Source organism: Pseudomonas fakonensis (genome assembly GCF_019139895.1).
GTDB classification, from domain to species: domain Bacteria; phylum Pseudomonadota; class Gammaproteobacteria; order Pseudomonadales; family Pseudomonadaceae; genus Aquipseudomonas; species Aquipseudomonas fakonensis.
In genome coordinates, this window is record NZ_CP077076.1 from 3,793,570 (window position 1) to 3,813,134 (window position 19,565).

Consider the following 19,565-nt stretch of genomic DNA (forward strand, 5'->3'; position numbering starts at 1 on the left):
GGGCGCATCGATGTGCTGCGTGGCCCGGCCTCGGTACTGTACGGCGAAGGCGCCACCGGGGCGACGGTCAACGTGGTCCCGAAAAAGCCGCTGACAGGCGAGGTGCGCAACCACCTTCGCCTGGGCTACGGCTCGTGGGACCGCCAGCAGTTGGGCCTGGACAGCGGCGGCAGCTTGAGCGAGCGCTTGAGCTATCGCCTGACCCTCAACCAGCAAGCCGGCAATGGCCATGTCGACCGCACCGAGTCGCGCAGCCTGGCCCTGAGCGCCGCCCTGCGCTTCGATGCCAGCGACAACCTGAGTTTCACCCTGGCCCACGAACGCGGTGATGCGCAGCCGGCCAACTACTACGGCACCCCGCTGATCGACGGCCACCTGCGCGACAGCCTGCGCAAGAAGAACTACAACGTCAGCAACGATGTGCAGCGCTACCACGATGAATGGACACGCCTGACCACCGACTGGGCCCTGAGCGACAGCGTGTCGGCCAGCAACCAGCTGTACTACATCAAGAGCCGCCGCCACTGGCGCAACGCCGAAAGCTACAGCTGGGACCCGTCCGCGTCTGCGGTGCAGCGTGGCAGCTTCCTGGAAATCCGCCACAACCAGGAGCAGATAGGTGACCGCCAGAGCTTCACCTTCGACCACAGCCTGCTGGGCCTTGCCAGCAAGACCGTGGTCGGCGTCGAGGCCAACCGCATCCGCTTCAACATCGACAGCAACTCCCCCTACGAAGACGCCAGCAGCGACCCGCTCGACCCTTGGTCCCCTGCACCGGGCCCCTTCCACAGCAACAGCCCGACGCAGCCGCAGATGCTGTCGAAGGTCAGCACTGTCGCCCTGTTCGCCGAAAACCAACCTGTTCGACCAGGTGTATGCGCAGTCGGCGTACAGCGGCGAGCAGTGGTTGCTGGGCACTCCGCGGTCGTATTTCGCCACCGTCGATTACCGGTTCTGATACATCGCGGAGCAAGTCGCATCGGCGCTGCACCGATGCGACTTGCTCCGCGATGACCTGCCGGGTTCAGGCATGCCGGCTGTCAAGGACAAGCATCGCGACAGCACAGTCCAATATCACTTTGCTGTTGCGGTCGAGACTTCGATCGTGTCCTATGGCTGCTTTAACTGGCCGATAGCACATCTGGGTTTCGAGTGAGTAGCGATAATGATCTGACGCCTTGGGAGGACGCCGTCATCCTTGCGTTTCGTGACATGCAATGGATTCGGAGGCAAAAAGCAAATTGCGCCGATTTTTGGAAGGTTTACAAGGCTGGTAAGGCTGGCAAACAAGACGCCATCGAAATCCAGCTGACACTTTTTTGCCAACAGACAACCCTCCCTCCACCCTTGCTCGCAAAGCTTGATGGCCATGCAGAAACCGCGAGCGGCGACACCTTGACCGCGATCAATGAACGCTTCTTCCTGTTGGAGTTCAAGGCCAGCAAGGACAAGTTATATACCGAAAAAAACAAGTTCATGCGCGCGCTGATGATGTTCGTCAGCCCTGCCTCCGACGCTACATTCGTCAAGCTATCCCGGTCTGGGCACTTTTTCATCTATCCGGTTTTCCACAGCGGGCCACCGCAAACCCAGCTCGGTTTGCTTCCCGTGCATGACGCCCAACTCAAGACACAGCCTTACCTTGACGCAATGCGCGGAAAGGAACTGTTTACTCCATGCGACGAGCATAAATGGCAGGCGCCTGCCAGTGCCGAAGAAGTGCTGTGGGACCCCGTTCGGGGCCTCTCACTTGAGGACATGGCAGACTACCTCCACGCCCTGTGTGATGCTCACTCGCAAAGCGGCAGCGGCACGCATCCGATCAAGGTTGTTGTAACCACCGCCAGTGGAATGGTGTGGCCTGTCGCCGATCTGACGCAGTTGAAACTGCTGGCCCAGTTTTTCCAGACCCATGCAAATCCAACACCCAACATGCCATCCCAAAAAGCGCAATTGAAGAACACGGTAGCCTCATTTACTGCCCATCTCTCATCGAAAAAAAGCTCATCCAACGGCCTGACCAAAGAATAAGGGCATTTCCTCAAGTGACCCGTCACTTGGCTAGGCTTTGTACGAAAAGTGCCTGCGCGACGATCATGCTGCGTTGAAAACAGGCTCGGAATGCTCATTTACAACCCGTAAAGTCGAGCGCGACTCCGACCGTTCCTCGCCTGTTTTCGCCTTGCCTGATCGCCGCTCGGCGACTTTTCGTACAAACCCTAAGTAACAAACAGCTCACCTGCCCTACCTCCCGTCAACCTGAAACACGTAAAAGGATGTACATGTCCACGCCTCAAGAGCTTTCGGTCATGACCGATATCATTGCCCCCCTCAAGGAAGTGCAGCCGCTACTTTATATTCTGGGCGTCGGGCTTCTGATCCTGCTGGCCTGGTACCGAGCAGGCTCTGCCCATTTTTTGCTGGAAAGAATCTGGTGGTTGATAGCGGGTAGCAGGCGTTTCAATGATGGGGAGCTGAATGAACGCTGGAAGGCATTGCGCGATGTCGAAGCCGTAAGGTTCTTAACCAGAATTCGCTTTGCGAACCTGCGCGCTGCAAACCTGGCGTTTGCATGGATTGATGAGCACGGTATTGCGTTGGGCGACCTGACCCGGGTAAGACAGTATTTCGACACGCACACCACCCAGCTAAGGGACCCCAAGTACCGCACCTACAAGTACCCAGCCGCCTGCGCATTATTGGCCCTGATGGTCACGCTTATACCAACCTCCTATTTTGTCAATCAGGACAAGGCACTGCTCTCGGTGCGCACGACCGGGACGAACTTCTGGACCGATGGCCAAGCAGCCGAACCGCTGATTGGAGATCGTTGGCAATTGACGGCACAGCGCTGCAAGTCTGAATCGCTCCCCTTGCAGGCAGAAGACGTTCAGGTTATTTGCGAAATTCTGACCAATCCGCCACTTGAGCACCTGCAACGGATTTCACGGGGACAGCGTATTTTCGGGGCAGTGTTCAGCATGCTACTCATAGGGGGTATTTATGTTGTCTGCCGCAAGCTCGTTACCGTTCAATTGGCAGACCAACTTTATCGCAAGCTTAACCCTCCCGCTTCGTGCACCTGCGGCATGAAATCGAACAACTGATCTGCTTCTACTGTCAGTCGCTCAACAGCGCCATTCCAGGAGACCCCTTCCATGAGCAAGTCCCCCTACGTACCGCCCAAGGTCTGGAAAAACGAATCGGCTTCCGGCGGCCAGTTCGCCAGCATCAACCGCCCGGTCGCCGGGCCCACCCACGACAAGGATCTGCCGGTCGGCAAGCACCCGCTGCAGCTGTATTCGCTGGCTACGCCAAACGGCGTGAAGGTGACCATCCTGCTCGAAGAGCTGCTCGCCCTCGGCCACACCGGCGCCGACTACGACGCCTGGCTGATCCGCATTGGCGAAGGCGACCAGTTCGGCAGCGGTTTCGTTGAGGTGAACCCCAACTCGAAGATCCCCGCCCTGCTCGACCGCAGCGTCGAACCGCCGCTGCGGGTGTTCGAATCCGGCTCGATCCTGCTGTACCTGGCCGAGAAATTCGGCGCCCTGCTACCCAAGGCCCCGGCCGCACGCACCGAGTGCCTCAACTGGCTGTTCTGGCAGATGGGTTCGGCGCCATACCTGGGCGGTGGGTTCGGCCACTTCTACGTGTATGCGCCAGAGAAGTTCGAGTACGCCATCAACCGCTTCACCATGGAGGCCAAGCGTCAGCTCGACGTGCTGGAGCGGCGCCTGGCCGACAGCGCCTATCTGGGCGGTGACGACTACAGCATTGCCGATATCGCCGTATGGCCCTGGTACGGTCAGCTGGTGCGCGGCAACCTGTACGGCGCGGCCGAGTTTCTGGCAGTGCACGAGTACCCCAACCTGCAGCGTTGGGCCGAAACCATCGCCCAGCGCCCGGCGGTACAGCGCGGTACCCGGGTCAACCGCACCTGGGGGGATGAGGACAGCCAGGTGCCCGAGCGGCATTCGGCGACTGATCTGGGTTGATGCCTGTACAGGGTTCGCGGGGCACGCCCGCTCCCACATGGATTGCATAAGCCTCAGACCAGCGCTGCACCTGTAGGAGCCGGCTTGCCGGCGATAGGGCCATGGGGCCGCGATAAAAGGGCCAGGCGCTGTGTTGCAATTGCGGCCTCATCGCCGGCAAGCCGGCTCCTACAGGATTGCGCAAGCCCGCTCCCACACCCGCATTCATGCCCGGCAGCGCGCCCAGAGTGCCGCGCTGCAAGGAACCATTTCCCCGCTGCATGCCTGCGTGCAACAAGACCTTCTTGCTACACTCGCCGCCATGATTTTTCCACCTGCACAACTGTGGTGACAGCATGATCGAGGTAACCGAGGTTTCCATTGCCGAGCTGCGCAACGCGCTCGAGACCGGCCGCACGACCGCCGTGGAGCTGGTCAAGGCCTACCAGGCACGTATCGACGCTTTTGACGGCGAACACACCGCCACCGCGCTGAACGCCGTGGTGGTGCGCAACCCCGAGGCGCTGAAAGAAGCCGAGGCCTCCGACGCCCGCCGCGCCCAGGGCAAGACCCTCGGCCCGCTGGACGGCATCCCCTACACCGCCAAGGACAGCTACCTGGTCAAGGGCCTGACCGCTGCCTCCGGCAGCCCGGCGTTCCAGCACCTGGTCGCCCAGCGCGATGCCTTCACCGTCGAGCGCCTGCGCGCCGGCGGCGCGATCTGCCTGGGCAAGACCAACATGCCGCCGATGGCCAACGGCGGCATGCAGCGCGGCGTGTATGGGCGTGCCGAAAGCCCGTACAACGCCAACTACCTGACCGCACCCTTCGCCTCGGGCTCGTCCAACGGCGCCGGCACCGCCACCGCTGCCAGCTACAGCGCCTTCGGCCTGGCCGAAGAAACCTGGTCCAGCGGCCGCGGCCCTGCTTCCAACAACGGCCTGTGCGCCTACACCCCGTCGCGCGGGGTGATCTCGGTACGCGGCAACTGGCCGCTGACCCCGACCATGGACGTGGTGGTACCCTACGCCCGGACCATGGCCGACCTGCTGGAAGTCCTCGACGTGGTGGTGGCCGACGACAGCGACACCCGCGGCGACCTATGGCGCTTGCAACCCTGGGTGCCGATCCCGGCAGCCTCCAGCGTGCGCCCGGCTTCGTACCTGGACCTGGCGGTGCCAGCCGACTCGCTCAAGGGCAAGCGCTTTGCCGTGCCGCGCATGTACATCAATGCCGATGAACAAGCCGGCACTTCGGAAAAACCCGGCATCGGCGGCCCCACCGGCCAGCGCATCAACACCCGCGCCAGCGTGATCGAGCTGTGGCAGCAGGCCCGCCAGGCCCTGGAAGCGGCCGGCGCCGAAGTGGTCGAGACCGACTTCCCGCTGGTGTCCAACTGCGAGGGCGACCGCCCGGGCGCCCACACCGTGTACAACCGCGGCATGGTCAGCAAGGAGTTCCTGCATGACGAGCTGTGGGAACTGTCGGGCTGGGCATTCGACGACTTCCTGCGGGCCAACGACGACCCGCAACTCAACCGCCTGGCCGACGTCGACGGCCCGCAGATCTTCCCCCACGACCCGGGCACCCTGCCCAACCGTGAAGACGACCTGGCCGCCGGCATGGACGAGTACGTCAACATGGCCAAGCGTGGCCTGAAAACCTGGGACCAGATCGCTACCGTGCCGGACGGCCTGCGCGGCCTGGAAGCCACCCGCAAGCTCGACCTCGAAGACTGGATGGACGCCCAGGGCCTGGACGCGGTGCTGTTCCCCACCGTGGCCGATGTGGGCCCGGCAGACGCAGACGTCAACCCCGAGTCGGCGGACATCGCCTGGAGCAACGGCATCTGGGTGGCCAACGGCAACCTGGCGATCCGCCACCTGGGCGTGCCGACCGTCACCGTGCCGATGGGCGTGATGGCCGATATCGGCATGCCGGTGGGCCTGACCTTCGCCGGCAAGGCGTACAGCGACAACAATCTGTTGAAATTTGCCGCCGCCTTCGAGGCCACAGGTTCGCGCCGCATGATCCCGCCGCGTACGCCGAAGCTGGGTTGATCGCAATACCCCTGTAGGAGCTGGCTTGCCAGCGATGGCGCCGGCAGCACCAGCGTCGAGTCTGGTTTGCAGGCCAGGCCCTATCGCCGGCAAGCCGGCTCCACAGGGGCAGCAGTCAGCTGGAAAAATTCAACAAGGCATGCAAAAATCAACCATCTGTTGATTCGAGCCTGCCCGCATGACCCCTGCCGAAGAGCGCCAGCTCACCTTCACCGTCCTCAAGGCCGCCATCCAGGCCCTGGCCAGCGTTACCCCGCGCAACATCGAAATCCTCCTGCATGACCTCGACCACCCCGAGCATTCGGTGGTGGCCATCGCCAACGGCCAACTGTCCGGGCGCCAGGTCGGCAGCCCGATCCTCGCCGCCCCCGAGCAGGACCAAGGTTTCAAGGCCCTGATGCAGGCCGCCGACGGTCAGCCCGGCTGCGAGCCGGTGGTGCTGCCCGACTACCCCACTACCCTCAAGGGCCGCCAGCTGCGCAGCGCCACGGCGATCTTCCGTGACCGCGACGGCCAGCCCTTCGCCAGCCTGTGCATCAACACCGATGTCACCGGCCTGGACGCTGCCATGGCCTTCATCCAGCACTTCCAGCCGTTGGGTGCCAGCCCGGGCCAGGCCAGCAGCGTGGAACCGGCCGCCGACATGGCGGTGCTGATGGCCGAGATCATCCAGGCCGCGCTGCAACGCAGCGGCCAGGGGCGAATGAACAAGCAGGCCAAGGTACAGGCCGTGCGCATGATGCAGGAGCGCGGGCTGTTCATCGTCAAGGGTGGCGTCGAGAAGGCCGCCGAGGCCCTCGGCGTGACCCGCTACACCATCTACAACTACCTGGAGCAGCTGCGCGGCGAACACGCCCCGGCTGCCCGCGACTGACACCGGAGCCGCCATGCCCTTGCACATCCATACGCCGCTGATCGAATCCCGCCCACTGTCGCTCAGCGCCGGGCGCCCGGTCTGGCTAAAGCTCGAAGCCCTGCAGCCGTGCGGCTCGTTCAAGCTGCGCGGGGTCGGCCATGCCTGTGAAACCCACCACGCCCGCGGCGCCCGGCATTTCGTGTCGTCGTCGGGCGGCAACGCCGGGCTGGCGGTGGCCTATGCCGGGCGCCAGCTGGGCGTAGCGGTGACCGTGGTGGTACCAGAGACCACCAGCGCACGCGCCATCGAGCTGCTGCGCCTGGAAGACGCCAGGGTGGTGGTGCATGGCGCGTCCTGGCAAGAAGCCAATGCCCATGCACAGACACTGCTGGGCCCGGATGACGCGTTCATCCACCCGTTCGACGACCCACTGCTGTGGGCCGGCCATGCCAGCATGGTCGATGAGGTGGCGGCGGCCGGCTTCAAGCCCGATGCCGTGGTGCTGTCGGTGGGCGGCGGCGGTTTGCTCAGCGGAGTGGTCGAGGGCTTGCAACGCAATGGCTGGGGCGATGTGCCGGTGCTGGCGGTGGAGACCGAGGGCGCTGCCTCGCTGCATGCGGCCATGGCCGCCGGGCACACCGTGGAGCTCGCCGGTATCGCCTCGGTGGCCACCTCGCTGGGTGCCAAGCGGGTGGCCGAGCGGGCTCTGGCCTGCACCCGCGAGCAGCCGGTGTACAGCCACCTGGTCAGTGACCGCGAGGCCCTGCTGGCCTGCGAACGGCTGCTGCATGAACACCGTCTGCTGGTGGAGCCGGCCTGCGGCGCCGCGCTGGCGCTGCTCGAGCGGCCGGATGCATTGCAGGCCTACGGCAATGTGCTGGTGATCGTGTGTGGCGGGGCGACGGCCACGCTAGCGCAGATCCGCGCCTGGCTTGGCCAATGAGTTGACCCCATCGCCGGCAAGCCGGCTCCTACAGAAGGTCGCGCACCCTTGTAGGAGCCGGCTTGCCGGCGATGGGGCCCACCCAGGCAACCGGCATGGCAAAGCCGCCGCTTATCGCTATATACTTTTTGATACAGCGATTTTGAAGTCCCCTGCCATGTCCAGTATCCGCGACCGCAACCAGCACCTGATCCTCGAAGCCGCCAGCGAGGAATTCGCCGTACACGGCTTCGCCGCGGCGCGCATCGACGCTATCGCCGCCCGCGCCGGGCTGCCCCGGCCCAACGTGTTCTACTACTTTCGCAACAAGCGCCAGCTGTATGTCGCCGTGCTCGACCTGGTGATGCAGCCGCTGCTGCTGGCCTCGCGCCGCCTGGCCGCCGACCTGCACCCCGAACAGGCCCTGCCGCGCTACCTCAAGGCCAAGGCCGAGGTCGCCCGCCAGCACCCGCATGCCACGCGGGTGTGGCTCAAGGAGATGCTGCACGGCGCCCGCCACCTGCCCGGCAACAGTGCCGAAGAGCTGCGCCAGAGCGTGCGCCAGAACCTGGCCTGCCTCAGCGCCTGGATGGACCGCGGGCTGATCGCCCGGGCCTGCCCGCAGCATCTGCTACTGTTCCTCTGGTCCACGCCCCTGGCCACCTTGCGCTTCGGCGAGGCGCCAGGTAGCGCCAGCCAGGTCAGGCCCAGCCGTGCCTCGACCCAGGCCATGGTCGACATGCTGCTACGCAGCCTGCGCCCGGACACACTGGCGGTGGGCAAGACCGCCTAATCGCTATATCAAAATAAATACAACGATAAGGAGTACCGGCATGAACCATGCCGCCAAGGAAGCCGTAGGTGCGCAGTACCAGCTGGACCTGATGAAGCACGCCCAGCGCATGACCTGGCAGGCCGTCGAGCGCATAGCCGCGGGCATCAGCCCCGGCATGCGCGAGTCCGAGGCCCGCGCCCTGGGCCAGCAGGTGCTGGAGCAGTTGGGCATGCAGCGCATCTGGCACCCCACGCACATTCGCTTCGGCGCCAACACCCTGAAAACTTTCAAGCAGCGCTCCGACGGCGACCCGGTGTTGGGTGAGCAGGACATCTACTTCATCGACATGGGGGTGGTGTGGGAAGGCCACGAAGGCGATGCCGGCACCACCTTCGTCACCGGCAACGACCCGCAGATGATCGCCTGCGCGGCGGCGGTGAAGGCCCTGTTCGACGAAGTGGCGGCCTGCTGGCGCGACCAGGGCGTGACCGGGGTTGCGCTGTACGACTTTGCCGCCGAGCGCGCCCAGGCCATGGGCTGGGTGCTGAACATGGAGATCAAGGGCCACCGAGTCAGCGACTTCCCGCATTCCATCTACCGCGCAGGCGACCTGGGCGCGTTCGAAGGGCAACCAGGGGCCGGGCTGTGGATTCTGGAAATCCAGATTGCCCACCCGACGTTGGGGTACGGGGCGTTTCATGAAGACCTGCTGGCCTGACAGGGCCCTATCGCCGGCAAGCCGGCTCCTACAGGTTACGTCGCCCTTCTTGTGTAGGAGCCGGCTTGCCGGCGATGAGGCCCTCAGCCCAACAGTGCAACCAGCTCTGGTCGAAACTCAGCGGCACTGGCCTCGACCAGCGCCAGCGTCACCGGCAACTTGAACCGCCTCGGCCCGGCACTGCCTGGGTTGAGGTACAAGCGCCCTGCCCGCCATTCGATCAGTGGTTTGTGCGAATGCCCGGTGATCACCACCCGCACCGCATCATCCAGGTCTTGCGGCACATCCGCGATATCGTGCACCACCAGTACCTGCCAACCCTCGATGGAAAAACGCAGCTCATCCGCCAGGCCTTCGGCCCAAGACAGGCCCAGGTCGTTGTTGCCGCGTACCACCTGAAGCGGCGCCATGGCCTGCAGCGCGTCGAGCACTTCTGGCTTGCCGATATCCCCGGCATGCACGATCAACGCGCAGCCTTGCAGCGCGTTCAAAGCCTCGGGGCGCAGCAGCCCGTGGGTGTCGGAGATCACGCCTATTTTCATTGCCAATCCTCTGCCGGCTGACGGGGGCACAGCATACGCCTGCTCAACTGACAGGCTGATCACGACGGTCATATTCTTTTGCTCTACTGAGCCCGCCCCAACCAGAAAAATTTCTCCGGCCAGCCCGCCGGAACCCGCGCCAGGGACGGCGCGCAGGGGCTTGCCGGCGACTGGCCGGCAGCAAACGACCGCAACTCGGACGAAAAGCGCCTTGCGCCCTTTCGTACTGCGGCAAGTGAAGGCACAATGCGTGTCTTTTTTTTGGCCGGCCTGGCCGGGGGCCTTTAAATGATCAAGACGCCGTACTACCTCATCGACAAAACCAAGCTGCTGAGCAACATGGAGAAGATCGCCTACGTGCGCGAACACTCCGGTGCCAAGGCCCTGCTCGCCCTCAAGTGCTTTGCCACCTGGTCGGTGTTCGACCTGATGCAGCAGTACATGGACGGCACCACCTCTTCTTCGCTGTACGAGCTCAAGCTCGGCCGCCAGAAGTTCGCCGGCGAAACCCACGCCTACAGCGTGGCCTGGGCCGACGACGAAGTCGAAGAGATGCTCGACAACTGCGACAAGATCATCTTCAACTCGATCGGCCAGCTGCAACGCTTTGCCGAACAGTCCGAAGGCAAGATCCGCGGCCTGCGGGTCAACCCGCAAGTGAGCAGCTCCGACTACCTGCTGGCCGACCCGGCGCGCCCGTTCAGCCGCCTGGGCGAATGGGACCCTGCAAAAATCGAGCAGGTGATCGGGCAGATCTCCGGCTTCATGTTCCACAACAACTGCGAGAACGGCGATTTCAGCCTGTTCGACAAGATGCTCAGCCACATCGAGGAGCGCTTCGGCCACCTGCTGCACCAGGTCGAATGGGTCAGCCTGGGTGGCGGCATCCATTTCACCGGTGACGATTACGCGGTCGACGCCTTCTGCGCGCGCCTGAAAGCCTTCGCCGAAAAATACGGCGTGCAGGTGTACCTGGAGCCAGGCGAAGCGGCCATCACCAACAGCGCCTCGCTGGAAGTGACCGTGCTCGACACCCTGTACAACGGCAAGCACCTGGCCGTGGTTGACAGCTCGATCGAAGCGCACCTGCTCGACCTGCTGATCTACCGCCTCAACGCCAAGATGGCCCCCAACGATGGCGAGCACACCTACATGGTTTGCGGCAAGTCGTGCCTGGCCGGTGACATCTTCGGCGAGTACCAGTTCGACAAGCCGCTGGCCATCGGCGATCGCCTGTCGTTCATCGACACGGCCGGTTACACCATGGTCAAGAAAAACTGGTTCAACGGTCTGAAAATGCCGTCCATCGCGGTCAAGCAACTCGACGGCAGCGTCGAGCTGGTGCGCGAGTTCGGTTTCGAAGACTACGTTTCGAGCCTGTCGTAAGACGGGCTTTCATGAAGGAGAGCAGCTGAATTGAAGAAGAACGTTCTTATCATTGGTGCAGGAGGTGTCGCCAAGGTGGTGGCCCACAAGTGCGCACAGCATAACGACGAGTTGGGTCGTATTGCGATTGCGTCACGGAACATCTCCAAATGCCAGGCCATCATCGACAGCGTCAAGGCCAAGGGTAGCCTCAAGGTACCCGCCGACATCCAGGCCTTCTCGCTCAATGCCCTCGATGTCGAGGCAACCAAGGCGCTGATCCGCGAGACCGAATCGCAGATCGTGATCAACGTCGGTTCCGCCTTCCTCAACATGTCGGTGCTGCGTGCCTGCATCGATACCGGTGTCGCTTACCTTGACACCGCCATCCACGAAGAGCCGGGCAAGATCTGCGAGACCCCGCCGTGGTACGGCAACTACGAGTGGAAACACCTCGAAGAGTGCCAACAAAAGAACATTACCGCCATTCTCGGCGTCGGTTTCGACCCGGGTGTGGTGAACAGCTACGCGAAACTCGCGCAGCAACAGTACTTCGACCAGATCGACTCGATCGACATCCTGGACGTGAACGCCGGCTCCCACGGCAAGTACTTCGCCACCAACTTCGACCCGGAAATCAACTTCCGCGAGTTCACCGGGCAAGTGTGGAGCTGGCAGAACAATCAGTGGACCAGCAACACCATGTTCGAGGTCAAGCGTACCGACGACCTGCCGGTGGTAGGTTCGCAAAACCTGTACCTGACCGGGCACGATGAAGTGCACTCGATCTCGAAGAACCTGAACGTGCCGAACGTGCGCTTCTGGATGAGCTTCGGCGAGCACTACATCAACGTGTTCACCGTGCTGAAAAACCTCGGCCTGCTCAGCGAGCAGCCAGTCAAGACTGCCGAAGGCCTCGAAGTGGTACCGCTGAAAGTGGTCAAGGCCGTACTCCCGGACCCTGCCTCGCTGGCCCCGGGCTACACCGGCAAGACCTGCATCGGCGACCTGGTCAAGGGCACCAAGGATGGCCAGCCACGCGAGGTGTTCATCTACAACGTGGCCGACCACGAAGAAGCCTACGCCGAGACCGACAGCCAGGGCATCTCCTACACCGCCGGCGTACCGCCGGTAGCAGCCGCCCTGCTGGTGGCCCGCGGTGAATGGGACGCAGGGCGCATGGTCAACGTCGAGGAGCTGCCGGCCGAGCCGTTCCTCAAGGCGCTGGACGTGATGGGCCTGCCGACCCGCGTGAAGGATGAAAAAGGCGACCGTCCGTGGGACGCTGAAGCCTGATCATCAGTGGTATGAAAAAGGGGGCGCCGCATGGCGCCCCTTTTGTTTTTGCAGGCCCGCGGTACCTGTAGGAGCCGGCTTGCCGGCGATGAGGCCGGCACAGGTTTACCTGCCTGAACCGCCACCGGGCTTTAAGTCCCGCCCCGCCTGCGCTATCTTCGCCGCCCGCCCCACCCGCACCGCGAAGGAAATGCCAGCATGCTCTCCAGCCGTACCCTCACCCTGATCCTGGGTGTCGCCTTCATCCTCCTAGACCAGTGGGTCAAGCTGATCGCCCTGGTGGGGCTGAAAAGCCACAGCTACGTATTCGGCAACCAGCACCTGTGGCTGGACCTGGCCCTGAGCCTCAACCCAGGCGCGTTCCTCAGCCTGGGCGCGGGCCTGTCGCCCTGGGTGAAACAACTGATCTTCGTGGCAGCAGTGGGCGTGGTGTGCGTCTGGGCCATCGTCTGGGCGCTGCGTCACTGGCAGGCCACGCCGCTCAAGGCTGGCGCTGCGTACTTCATCGCCATGGGCGGGCTGTCCAACCTGATCGACCGGGTGACCCGCGACGGCCATGTGGTCGACTACCTGGTGCTCAACCTCGGCCCCCTGCACACCGGCGTGTTCAACCTGGCCGATATCGCCATCATGGCCGGGGCCGGCATTTTGCTGTGGACCGGGCTGAAAAAGCCCCAGGCCATTTAAGGTGACCGGGGGCTAACCTCAAGTCCTTGATCTTCATACGCAAACGGCTTCTCGCTCTGGTATAGCTGGTACTGCCCTGCCGATAACAAGAGAAGCCCCATGCCCGCGCCCTCCTCCCAGCGCCTGTTCGCGTTGTTCTGTTTTGCAAGCTTTCTGCTGTCGCTGTCCTACGGTACAACCTTCCTGCTGGCCAAGATGCTGGCGGCCCACGGCGGCAGCGAGTCCGACGCCGGCCTGGTCATTTCCAGCGCCATGCTGAGCACCTTCGTCGCGGTGATCTGCTGCGGCCACCTGAGCGACCGCATCGGCGCGCCGCGCACCATCGCAGGCAGTGCCCTGCTGCTGGCCGCCGCTTGCCTGGGGTTCGCCTGGGCCCCGGCCCAGGGCAACCTGCTGCTGGCGTTCGGCCTGCTGCTGGGCCTGGGCTGGGGCACCTTCTACACCCTGGGCCCGATTGTCGTGGCGATGACCATCGAGCCTGCGCGGCGGATGAAATATTTCGCCCTGCTGTCGGGCAGCATGATGACCGGTATCGGCAGCGGGCCGCTGACCGGGCGCGCCTTCGAAGCCCTGGGCTTGCCGCTGGAAAGCGCATTTCTCAGCGCCGCCGCCGCCAGTTTGCTAGGTGGCTTGTTGTTCCGCGTACTGGCCGCCCCCTTGACCCGGGCCGGCCAGGGGCCGGTCAGCGTGAGCAAGCTGAGCCCTGCTGCGGTGCTGAAAGTGATGGCTTCGCCGGCACTGTTCCCGATCATCATGGTCGGCCTGGGCGGAGCGATCTTCGGTGGGCTTTCGAGCTTTCAGACCAGCTATGCGGCGCTGCGGCTGCTGGACTACTCGCTGTTCTTCCTCGGTTTCACCTGCGCTGCCATCGGCTGCCGCCTGCTGGTGGCCGGGCTGATCGTCAAGCGCGACCCCTATGTGAGCGCCTGTGTGCTCAGCGGGCTGATGGTGCTGGCGGTGCTGATGCTGGGTTTGACCGTGCACAGCGCCGCCACCTACCTGCTGGCAGCGATAACCTTGGGGGTCGGCTATGGCCTGACCTATTCGGTGATCAACGGCCAGGCCGCCAACCAGGCACCCGCCGGGCACATGGCCCAGGCGCTGGTGCTGTTCAGCCTGGCGTACTTCGTGGGGGTGTTCGGCTTCCCGTGGCTGGCCGGGCAGGTGATCGTGCAGGCCGGCATGCCGGCACTGCTGCAACTGATTCTGCTGCTGGCCGTGGTCAACTGGGGGATTGCCGTGGCACGGCTGGGGTGGCGCTGGTGGGTAGGGCGAGAGGTTTGCGAGGGCTGAGGCGGCAAGCAATGCGAAGCATGGGCGCACCAAGACTTTTCTGACACAAAGCAGTGAAATGGCCCGCGCCATTCACCGGCCTGCGTGGGAACGTTTGCCGCTAGCCTTCACACACCTGTTTCACTTGCATTCAAAAGGTATGTGATGGACGAACGGCTACTCGCCGAACTGACGGCGCTCAAGCAGGCCGCACGCGGTCAAGCCCTGCTTGAGATCAGGGACCAGGCCCCACACTTGGCCAACTCGCTGAATATCGGCGAAATCGACACTTGTGCCATTGCCGCCCATGAACACTGGCACCCGGCACCCCATGACTTCGGCTGGGAGCGCGTCCCGGGCTGGAAGGCACGCCAAGCCCACTGCAACGCGCTGGATATCGCGCTGTGGCATGAACAGCAGTTGGCCGGCTTGTGCTGGGCTTCGCCGCTGGGCAGCAAAGACCGAATCATGGTGCTCTATCTGCAACGCAACCCGGACGATCGTCTGGCCACAAAGGGATATGTGGCCCCACTGTGCCTCAGCGCTGTACGCTACTATGCGTTGATGCTGGGGCTGCAGTGGGTGGTTATCAAGGACCCGCTGCCCCAGGCTCGCGCCGCCTACGGGCTGGACGGTTTCAGGCAAGTCAAGGGCATCGGCCTTGCCTACGACCTGACGCGTGGCTACGCTGCGCTCAATCATGAGGAATAGCGAAATGACCGATAAACCCAGTGACTTCAGCGCCAGCGTGGCTCACTTCAAAGCCATTGCCGACGAAAAGCTCGCGCAACTGCGCGCCTCCAGCCAGTACGACAGCTTTCTGAACGAAAACGCCATCGAGGCGTTTTCGCGCATCGAGCAGTCCAGCTATGCCGGCCGCCCGCATGCTTCGCGCAAGCGAGCTTCCTGACCCCTCAAAGATGTCGCTGTGTTGTCGGTGATGACGCCATCGCCGGCAAGCCGGCTCCTACAGGGGCCCGCGCAACCCTGCAAGAGCTGGTAATCATGGCTCAAGGCGCCGCCACCTCGCTGGGCGCTGCCAACTGCAATACCTCACTGGTATAGCGCCACTCTTCCTCGACCTTGTCCGGGTGCTCGTTCAGCCGCGTGCCGTATGAAGGCACGATCTGCCGAACCTTGGCCTGCCATTCGGGCGTGGCCAGCTTGTCCTTGAACACCTTGCCCAGCAGGTCGAGCATGATCGGCGGCGCGGTCGAGGCGCCCGGCGAGGCGCCCAGCAGGCCGGCGATGCTGCCGTCCTTGGCGACCACGATCTCGGTACCCAGCTTGAGCACCCCGCCCTGGTTCTCGTCCTTCTTGATGATCTGCACCCGCTGCCCGGCCTGCCACAGGCGCCAGTCTTCCTTCTTCGCCTCCGGGAAATAGGTCTGCAAGGCCGCGAAGCGGTCATCATCGGACTGCAACACCTGGCCGATCAGGTACTTCACCAGGTCAAACTCGCGCACCCCCACCCGCACCATCGGCCAGCTGTTGTGCACCGACATGCTGGCGAACAGGTCCAGCAACGAGCCTTCCTTGAGGAACTTGGTGGAGAAGGTGGCAAACGGGCCGAACAGGATCATGCGCTTGCCGTCGAGCACCCGGGTGTCCAGGTGCGGCACCGACATCGGCGGCGCCCCGGTGGCGGCGATGCCATAGGCCTTGGCCATGTGACGCTGGGCGATGGCCGGGTTGTCGGTGACCAGGAACGAGCCACCCACCGGGAAGCCTGCGTAGTCCTTGGCCTCGTCGATGCCGGACCTCTGCAGCAGCGGCAGCGCCGCGCCGCCGGCGCCGATGAACAGGAACTTGGCATCGGTGGCGGCCTTCTTGCCGTCCTTGAGGTTCTTGTACTCGACGTGCCAACTGCCATCCTGGTTGCGGGTAACGTCCTCGACCTCGCTGGAGAGCTTGAGGTCGAAGTTCGGCCGGGTTTGCAGGTAGCCCACGTACTGGCGGGTGATTTCGCCAAAGTTGACGTCGGTGCCGATGGGCGTCCAGGTGACCGCAAGCTTCTGGTTGGGGTCGCGCCCCTCCATCATCAGCGGCACCCACTTGGCGATCTGCGCATGGTCTTCGGAAAACTGCATGGGCTTGAACAATGGGCTCTGCTGCAGGGCCTCGTAGCGTTTTTTCAGGAAGCGGATATTGTCGTCGCCCCATACAAAGCTCATGTGCGGCGTGGTGTTGATGAACGAACGCGGGTTCTTCAGCACGCCCTGGCGCACCTGCCAGGCGAGAAACTGGCGGGTGACCTGGAACGACTCGTTGATCTCCACCGCCTTGCTGATGTCGATCTTGCCGTCCTTCTCGGGGGTGTAGTTGAGCTCGGCCAGCGCCGAATGCCCGGTGCCGGCGTTGTTCCAGCCGTTGGAGCTTTCTTCGGCGACCTTGTCCAGGCGCTCGACCATCTGCATCGACCAGCCCGGCTCCAGTTCGTTGAGCCACACCGCCAGGGTGGAGCTCATGATGCCGCCGCCCACCAGCAGCACGTCGACCTTTTTGTTCTCGGCGGCCTGGGCCGTGCCCAAGCCCATGGCCAGGCACAGCGTGGCCAGCGCCCATGGTTTGTTGTTGATGTTCATGTGTGCTCCCTTTGCGATTGTCCATGATCGGGCATCACGCCTGGGGTGTAGCTTAGCTGACTGAAATGCTCGGGTTTGGCGGATGACGTGGATTGCCTGGCAGGCCCCCATCGCGGGGCCAGCCCACAGTCACCGCGCAGCTCAGCAGGCCTGCGCGATCCCTGTAGGAGCGGGCTTGCCCCGCGAACACGGGCAAAGCCCGTGCCGTACACTGTGTCGCCCTTTTCGCGGGCAAGCCCGCTCCCACAGGGGACCGCGCCAGCTTTTAGCCATTGAGCAAGACAGTTGCTCCCACGTGGCGATATCGCCACTTGCCATCAGGCACAACCTGAAATACTGTATGAATATTCAGTATTTCGAGTCAGCCCCATGCAACTGATCGCCAAACTCGGCATCCTCGCCGACGCCGCCAAGTACGACGCCTCCTGCGCCAGCAGCGGCGCGCCCAAGCGCAGCTCGCGCGGGCGCGATGGGCTGGGCGCCACCGACGGCATGGGTATCTGCCACAGCTACACCCCCGACGGGCGCTGCGTGTCGCTGCTCAAGGTGCTGTTGACCAACTTCTGCCTGTACGACTGCCAGTACTGCGTCAACCGCCGCTCCAGCAACGTGCCGCGGGCACGCTTCAGCCCCGAAGAAGTGGTGCGCCTGACCCTGGACTTCTACCGGCGCAACTGCATCAGCGGGTTGTTTTTAAGCTCCGGCATCATCCGCTCGGCCGACTACACCATGGAGCAGTTGATCCGCGTGGCCCGCCTGCTGCGCGAGGAGCACAACTTTCGCGGTTACATCCACCTCAAGACCATCCCCGATGCCGACCCGCTGTTGATCGAAGAAGCCGGGCGCCTGGCCGACCGCCTGAGCGTCAACATCGAGCTGCCCACCGACGCCAGCCTCAAGCGCCTGGCCCCGGAAAAACAAGCCAGCACCATTCGCCAGGCCATGGGCGTGATTCACCAGGGCCAGCAGGCGGTGGCCGGCGAACCCCGCGCGCCACGCTTCACCCCGGCCGGGCAAAGCACCCAGGTGATCGTCGGCGCCGACGCCACCGACGACAGCACCTTGCTGCGCAACGCCGAGTCGCTGTACCAGGGCTACGGCCTCAAGCGCGTGTACTACTCGGCGTTCAGCCCGATTCCCGACAGCCCCGGCAGCGTGCCCCTGGCCGCCCCGCCGCTGCTGCGCGAGCACCGCCTGTACCAGGCCGACTTCCTGCTGCGCGGCTATGGCTACAAGGCCGGTGAACTGCTGGGCGAGGTAGGTAACCTGGCGCTGGACATCGACCCCAAGCTCGCCTGGGCCCTGGCCAACCGCGAGGTGTTCCCGCTGGATGTGAACCGCGCCGAACCCGCGCTGCTGGCGCGCATCCCCGGCATTGGCCTGCGCAGCGTGCAGCGCATGGTGGCGCTGCGCCGCGAACGGCGCATCCGCTACGACGACTTGATCCAACTGCGCTGCGTGCTGGAAAAGGCCCGGCCGTTCATCGTCACCAGTGACTACCGCCCGGCCCAGGCGGAGCTGCGCAGCGGCCTGTTGCGCGAGCGCCTGCGCGAACCCCAGGCCCCGCTACAGATGGGGCTGTGGGGGTGATCGCGCTCGACTGCGACGACTGCTTTGCCACTTGGCGCAACCAGGCGCGCACCCTGCTCGGCCATGGCATCGACCCGGCCGAGGTCACCTGGGGCCAGGGCCCGATGGACGACCTGCTGGCAGTGGTCACGCCGTTGCCCGAAGGGCCCGGCCCGTTCCGCGCACGGGTGCCGGCAAAGCTGCTCGCGCAATTGGAACAAGCCGGCCGCTACCGTGGCGAGCAGCGCTGGAACCTTTTGTACGAGGTGCTGTGGCGGGTCGCCCATGGCGACCGCACTGCCATGCTGGCCGGCGAGCGCCTGGGCAGCGAGCTGCAGCGGCGGATCCGCCAGGTGGGCCGCGAAGCCCACCACCTGCATGCCTTCGTGCGCTTCGTGCCCTTGCCAGAGGCGCTGGTCGAGTCGCTGCAACTGGACCTGATCGCCTGGCACGAACCGGCCCACGACATCCTCGACAGCGCCAGCGGCCATTTTGCCGAGCGCCTGGGCCGCCAGCGCTGGCTGATCGCCACACCCCGCGATGGCATCCGCTACGACGGGCAAATCCTCGACTACCGGCGCCAGTGTCCGGCCGACTGGCAAGATTGGGCGCGCAATGCCGAGGACCCCGGCGCAGAGCTGTGGCTGACCTACTACCGGCACACCTTCAACCCGGCCAGGCTCAACCCGGATGCCCTGCGCCAGCACTTGCCCGGGCGCTTCTGGCGCAACCTGCCGGAAGGGCCGCTGATTCCGCAACTGGTCGGCCAGGCCCGGCAGGGCAAACAGCGCGACGGGCAGGCGCTGGAGGTGGGGTTGCAACAGGGCAAACGCATCGCCGGGCCGAACACACCCTTGTAAGAGCCGGCTTGCCGGCGATGGGGCCAGAAGCCCGAGTGATGCACCGCCTGGGTGGGCCCTATCGCCGGCAAGCCGGCTCCT

The 19,565-nt window shown here is 64.1% G+C and carries 18 protein-coding genes and 1 pseudogene; 17 read left to right on the top strand and 2 right to left on the bottom strand.

The window, feature by feature from the left end:
* Positions 1–3 precede the first annotated feature (3 nt).
* The 9 genes and pseudogenes from KSS94_RS16625 to KSS94_RS16665 all read left to right on the top strand — a co-directional run.
* Positions 4–858 (top strand): annotated as a pseudogene (locus KSS94_RS16625) (TonB-dependent receptor); the annotation flags it as partial.
* A 294-nt stretch (positions 859–1,152) separates the two neighbouring features.
* Positions 1,153–2,031, top strand: a complete 879-nt coding sequence (locus tag KSS94_RS16630) for a hypothetical protein (protein ID WP_217839190.1) — start codon at positions 1,153–1,155, stop codon at positions 2,029–2,031.
* Between the two features lie 278 nt (positions 2,032–2,309).
* Positions 2,310–3,107 (top strand): DUF6216 family protein, encoded by a 798-nt coding sequence (locus KSS94_RS16635; protein WP_217839191.1) that lies wholly within the window; start codon positions 2,310–2,312, stop codon positions 3,105–3,107.
* Positions 3,108–3,158: 51 nt separating this feature from the next.
* The gene (gene yghU, locus KSS94_RS16640; protein ID WP_217839192.1) at positions 3,159–3,998 is read left to right on the top strand and encodes a glutathione-dependent disulfide-bond oxidoreductase; all 840 of its coding nucleotides are present in this window, start codon (positions 3,159–3,161) and stop codon (positions 3,996–3,998) included.
* 335 nt (positions 3,999–4,333) lie between these two features.
* On the top strand, positions 4,334–6,037 hold the full coding sequence (locus KSS94_RS16645) for an amidase (RefSeq protein WP_217839193.1): 1,704 nt from the start codon (positions 4,334–4,336) through the stop codon (positions 6,035–6,037).
* A 178-nt stretch (positions 6,038–6,215) separates the two neighbouring features.
* Complete coding sequence (locus KSS94_RS16650; protein ID WP_217839194.1) at positions 6,216–6,911, top strand: helix-turn-helix transcriptional regulator; 696 nt, start codon at positions 6,216–6,218, stop codon at positions 6,909–6,911.
* Positions 6,912–6,924: 13 nt separating this feature from the next.
* Positions 6,925–7,836, top strand: a complete 912-nt coding sequence (locus tag KSS94_RS16655) for a pyridoxal-phosphate dependent enzyme (protein WP_217839195.1) — start codon at positions 6,925–6,927, stop codon at positions 7,834–7,836.
* A 157-nt stretch (positions 7,837–7,993) separates the two neighbouring features.
* Positions 7,994–8,608 (top strand): TetR/AcrR family transcriptional regulator, encoded by a 615-nt coding sequence (locus KSS94_RS16660; RefSeq protein ID WP_217839196.1) that lies wholly within the window; start codon positions 7,994–7,996, stop codon positions 8,606–8,608.
* A 40-nt stretch (positions 8,609–8,648) separates the two neighbouring features.
* Positions 8,649–9,308: a M24 family metallopeptidase gene (locus KSS94_RS16665; RefSeq protein ID WP_217839197.1), complete on the top strand. Its 660-nt coding sequence runs from the start codon at positions 8,649–8,651 to the stop codon at positions 9,306–9,308.
* A gap of 83 nt (positions 9,309–9,391) precedes the next feature.
* Here the strand turns inward: KSS94_RS16665 and KSS94_RS16670 are convergent, their stop codons facing one another.
* On the bottom strand, positions 9,392–9,850 hold the full coding sequence (locus KSS94_RS16670; RefSeq protein WP_217839198.1) for a metallophosphoesterase family protein: 459 nt from the start codon (positions 9,848–9,850) through the stop codon (positions 9,392–9,394).
* 288 nt (positions 9,851–10,138) lie between these two features.
* Between KSS94_RS16670 and KSS94_RS16675 the strand changes: the two genes are divergently transcribed.
* The 6 genes from KSS94_RS16675 to KSS94_RS16700 all read left to right on the top strand — a co-directional run bounded on the left by KSS94_RS16675 (position 10,139) and on the right by KSS94_RS16700 (position 15,380).
* Entirely contained in the window at positions 10,139–11,236 is a 1,098-nt protein-coding gene (locus tag KSS94_RS16675; RefSeq protein ID WP_217839199.1) for a carboxynorspermidine decarboxylase, read from the top strand.
* 30 nt (positions 11,237–11,266) lie between these two features.
* Positions 11,267–12,511 (top strand): saccharopine dehydrogenase family protein, encoded by a 1,245-nt coding sequence (locus KSS94_RS16680; RefSeq protein WP_217839200.1) that lies wholly within the window; start codon positions 11,267–11,269, stop codon positions 12,509–12,511.
* A gap of 198 nt (positions 12,512–12,709) precedes the next feature.
* Entirely contained in the window at positions 12,710–13,198 is a 489-nt protein-coding gene (locus KSS94_RS16685) for a signal peptidase II (RefSeq protein WP_217839201.1), read from the top strand.
* A gap of 99 nt (positions 13,199–13,297) precedes the next feature.
* A complete protein-coding gene (locus tag KSS94_RS16690; protein ID WP_217839202.1) occupies positions 13,298–14,491 on the top strand; it encodes an MFS transporter in 1,194 nt (397 codons plus the stop codon).
* Between the two features lie 144 nt (positions 14,492–14,635).
* Positions 14,636–15,181, top strand: a complete 546-nt coding sequence (locus KSS94_RS16695; RefSeq protein WP_217839203.1) for a hypothetical protein — start codon at positions 14,636–14,638, stop codon at positions 15,179–15,181.
* A gap of 4 nt (positions 15,182–15,185) precedes the next feature.
* The gene (locus KSS94_RS16700) at positions 15,186–15,380 is read left to right on the top strand and encodes a hypothetical protein (protein ID WP_217839204.1); all 195 of its coding nucleotides are present in this window, start codon (positions 15,186–15,188) and stop codon (positions 15,378–15,380) included.
* Between the two features lie 100 nt (positions 15,381–15,480).
* Here the strand turns inward: KSS94_RS16700 and mqo are convergent, their stop codons facing one another.
* A complete protein-coding gene (gene mqo, locus KSS94_RS16705; protein ID WP_217839205.1) occupies positions 15,481–17,055 on the bottom strand; it encodes a malate dehydrogenase (quinone) in 1,575 nt (524 codons plus the stop codon).
* Between the two features lie 369 nt (positions 17,056–17,424).
* Here mqo and KSS94_RS16710 point away from each other — a divergent pair, with 369 nt between their 5' ends.
* Positions 17,425–18,645: a putative DNA modification/repair radical SAM protein gene (locus tag KSS94_RS16710; protein ID WP_217839206.1), complete on the top strand. Its 1,221-nt coding sequence runs from the start codon at positions 17,425–17,427 to the stop codon at positions 18,643–18,645.
* Positions 18,636–19,484, top strand: a complete 849-nt coding sequence (locus KSS94_RS16715; protein WP_217839207.1) for a TIGR03915 family putative DNA repair protein — start codon at positions 18,636–18,638, stop codon at positions 19,482–19,484. Before KSS94_RS16710 ends, KSS94_RS16715 begins: the two co-directional genes overlap by 10 nt.
* The last annotated feature ends 81 nt before the right edge of the window (positions 19,485–19,565 follow it).

Bases quoted from the DNA above. Each gene is read 5' to 3' on its own strand.
- KSS94_RS16700 (WP_217839204.1), top strand. From the start codon at position 15,186: ATGACCGATAAACCCAGTGACTTCAGCGCCAGCGTGGCTCACTTCAAA.
- KSS94_RS16660 (WP_217839196.1), top strand. From the start codon at position 7,994: ATGTCCAGTATCCGCGACCGCAACCAGCACCTGATCCTCGAAGCCGCC.
- KSS94_RS16710 (WP_217839206.1), top strand. From the start codon at position 17,425: ATGCAACTGATCGCCAAACTCGGCATCCTCGCCGACGCCGCCAAGTAC.
- KSS94_RS16685 (WP_217839201.1), top strand. From the start codon at position 12,710: ATGCTCTCCAGCCGTACCCTCACCCTGATCCTGGGTGTCGCCTTCATC.
- KSS94_RS16650 (WP_217839194.1), top strand. From the start codon at position 6,216: ATGACCCCTGCCGAAGAGCGCCAGCTCACCTTCACCGTCCTCAAGGCC.
- KSS94_RS16675 (WP_217839199.1), top strand. From the start codon at position 10,139: ATGATCAAGACGCCGTACTACCTCATCGACAAAACCAAGCTGCTGAGC.
- mqo (WP_217839205.1), bottom strand. From the start codon at position 17,055: ATGAACATCAACAACAAACCATGGGCGCTGGCCACGCTGTGCCTGGCC.
- KSS94_RS16695 (WP_217839203.1), top strand. From the start codon at position 14,636: ATGGACGAACGGCTACTCGCCGAACTGACGGCGCTCAAGCAGGCCGCA.
- KSS94_RS16645 (WP_217839193.1), top strand. From the start codon at position 4,334: ATGATCGAGGTAACCGAGGTTTCCATTGCCGAGCTGCGCAACGCGCTC.
- yghU (WP_217839192.1), top strand. From the start codon at position 3,159: ATGAGCAAGTCCCCCTACGTACCGCCCAAGGTCTGGAAAAACGAATCG.
- KSS94_RS16670 (WP_217839198.1), bottom strand. From the start codon at position 9,850: ATGAAAATAGGCGTGATCTCCGACACCCACGGGCTGCTGCGCCCCGAG.
- KSS94_RS16655 (WP_217839195.1), top strand. From the start codon at position 6,925: ATGCCCTTGCACATCCATACGCCGCTGATCGAATCCCGCCCACTGTCG.
- KSS94_RS16635 (WP_217839191.1), top strand. From the start codon at position 2,310: ATGACCGATATCATTGCCCCCCTCAAGGAAGTGCAGCCGCTACTTTAT.
- KSS94_RS16665 (WP_217839197.1), top strand. From the start codon at position 8,649: ATGAACCATGCCGCCAAGGAAGCCGTAGGTGCGCAGTACCAGCTGGAC.
- KSS94_RS16690 (WP_217839202.1), top strand. From the start codon at position 13,298: ATGCCCGCGCCCTCCTCCCAGCGCCTGTTCGCGTTGTTCTGTTTTGCA.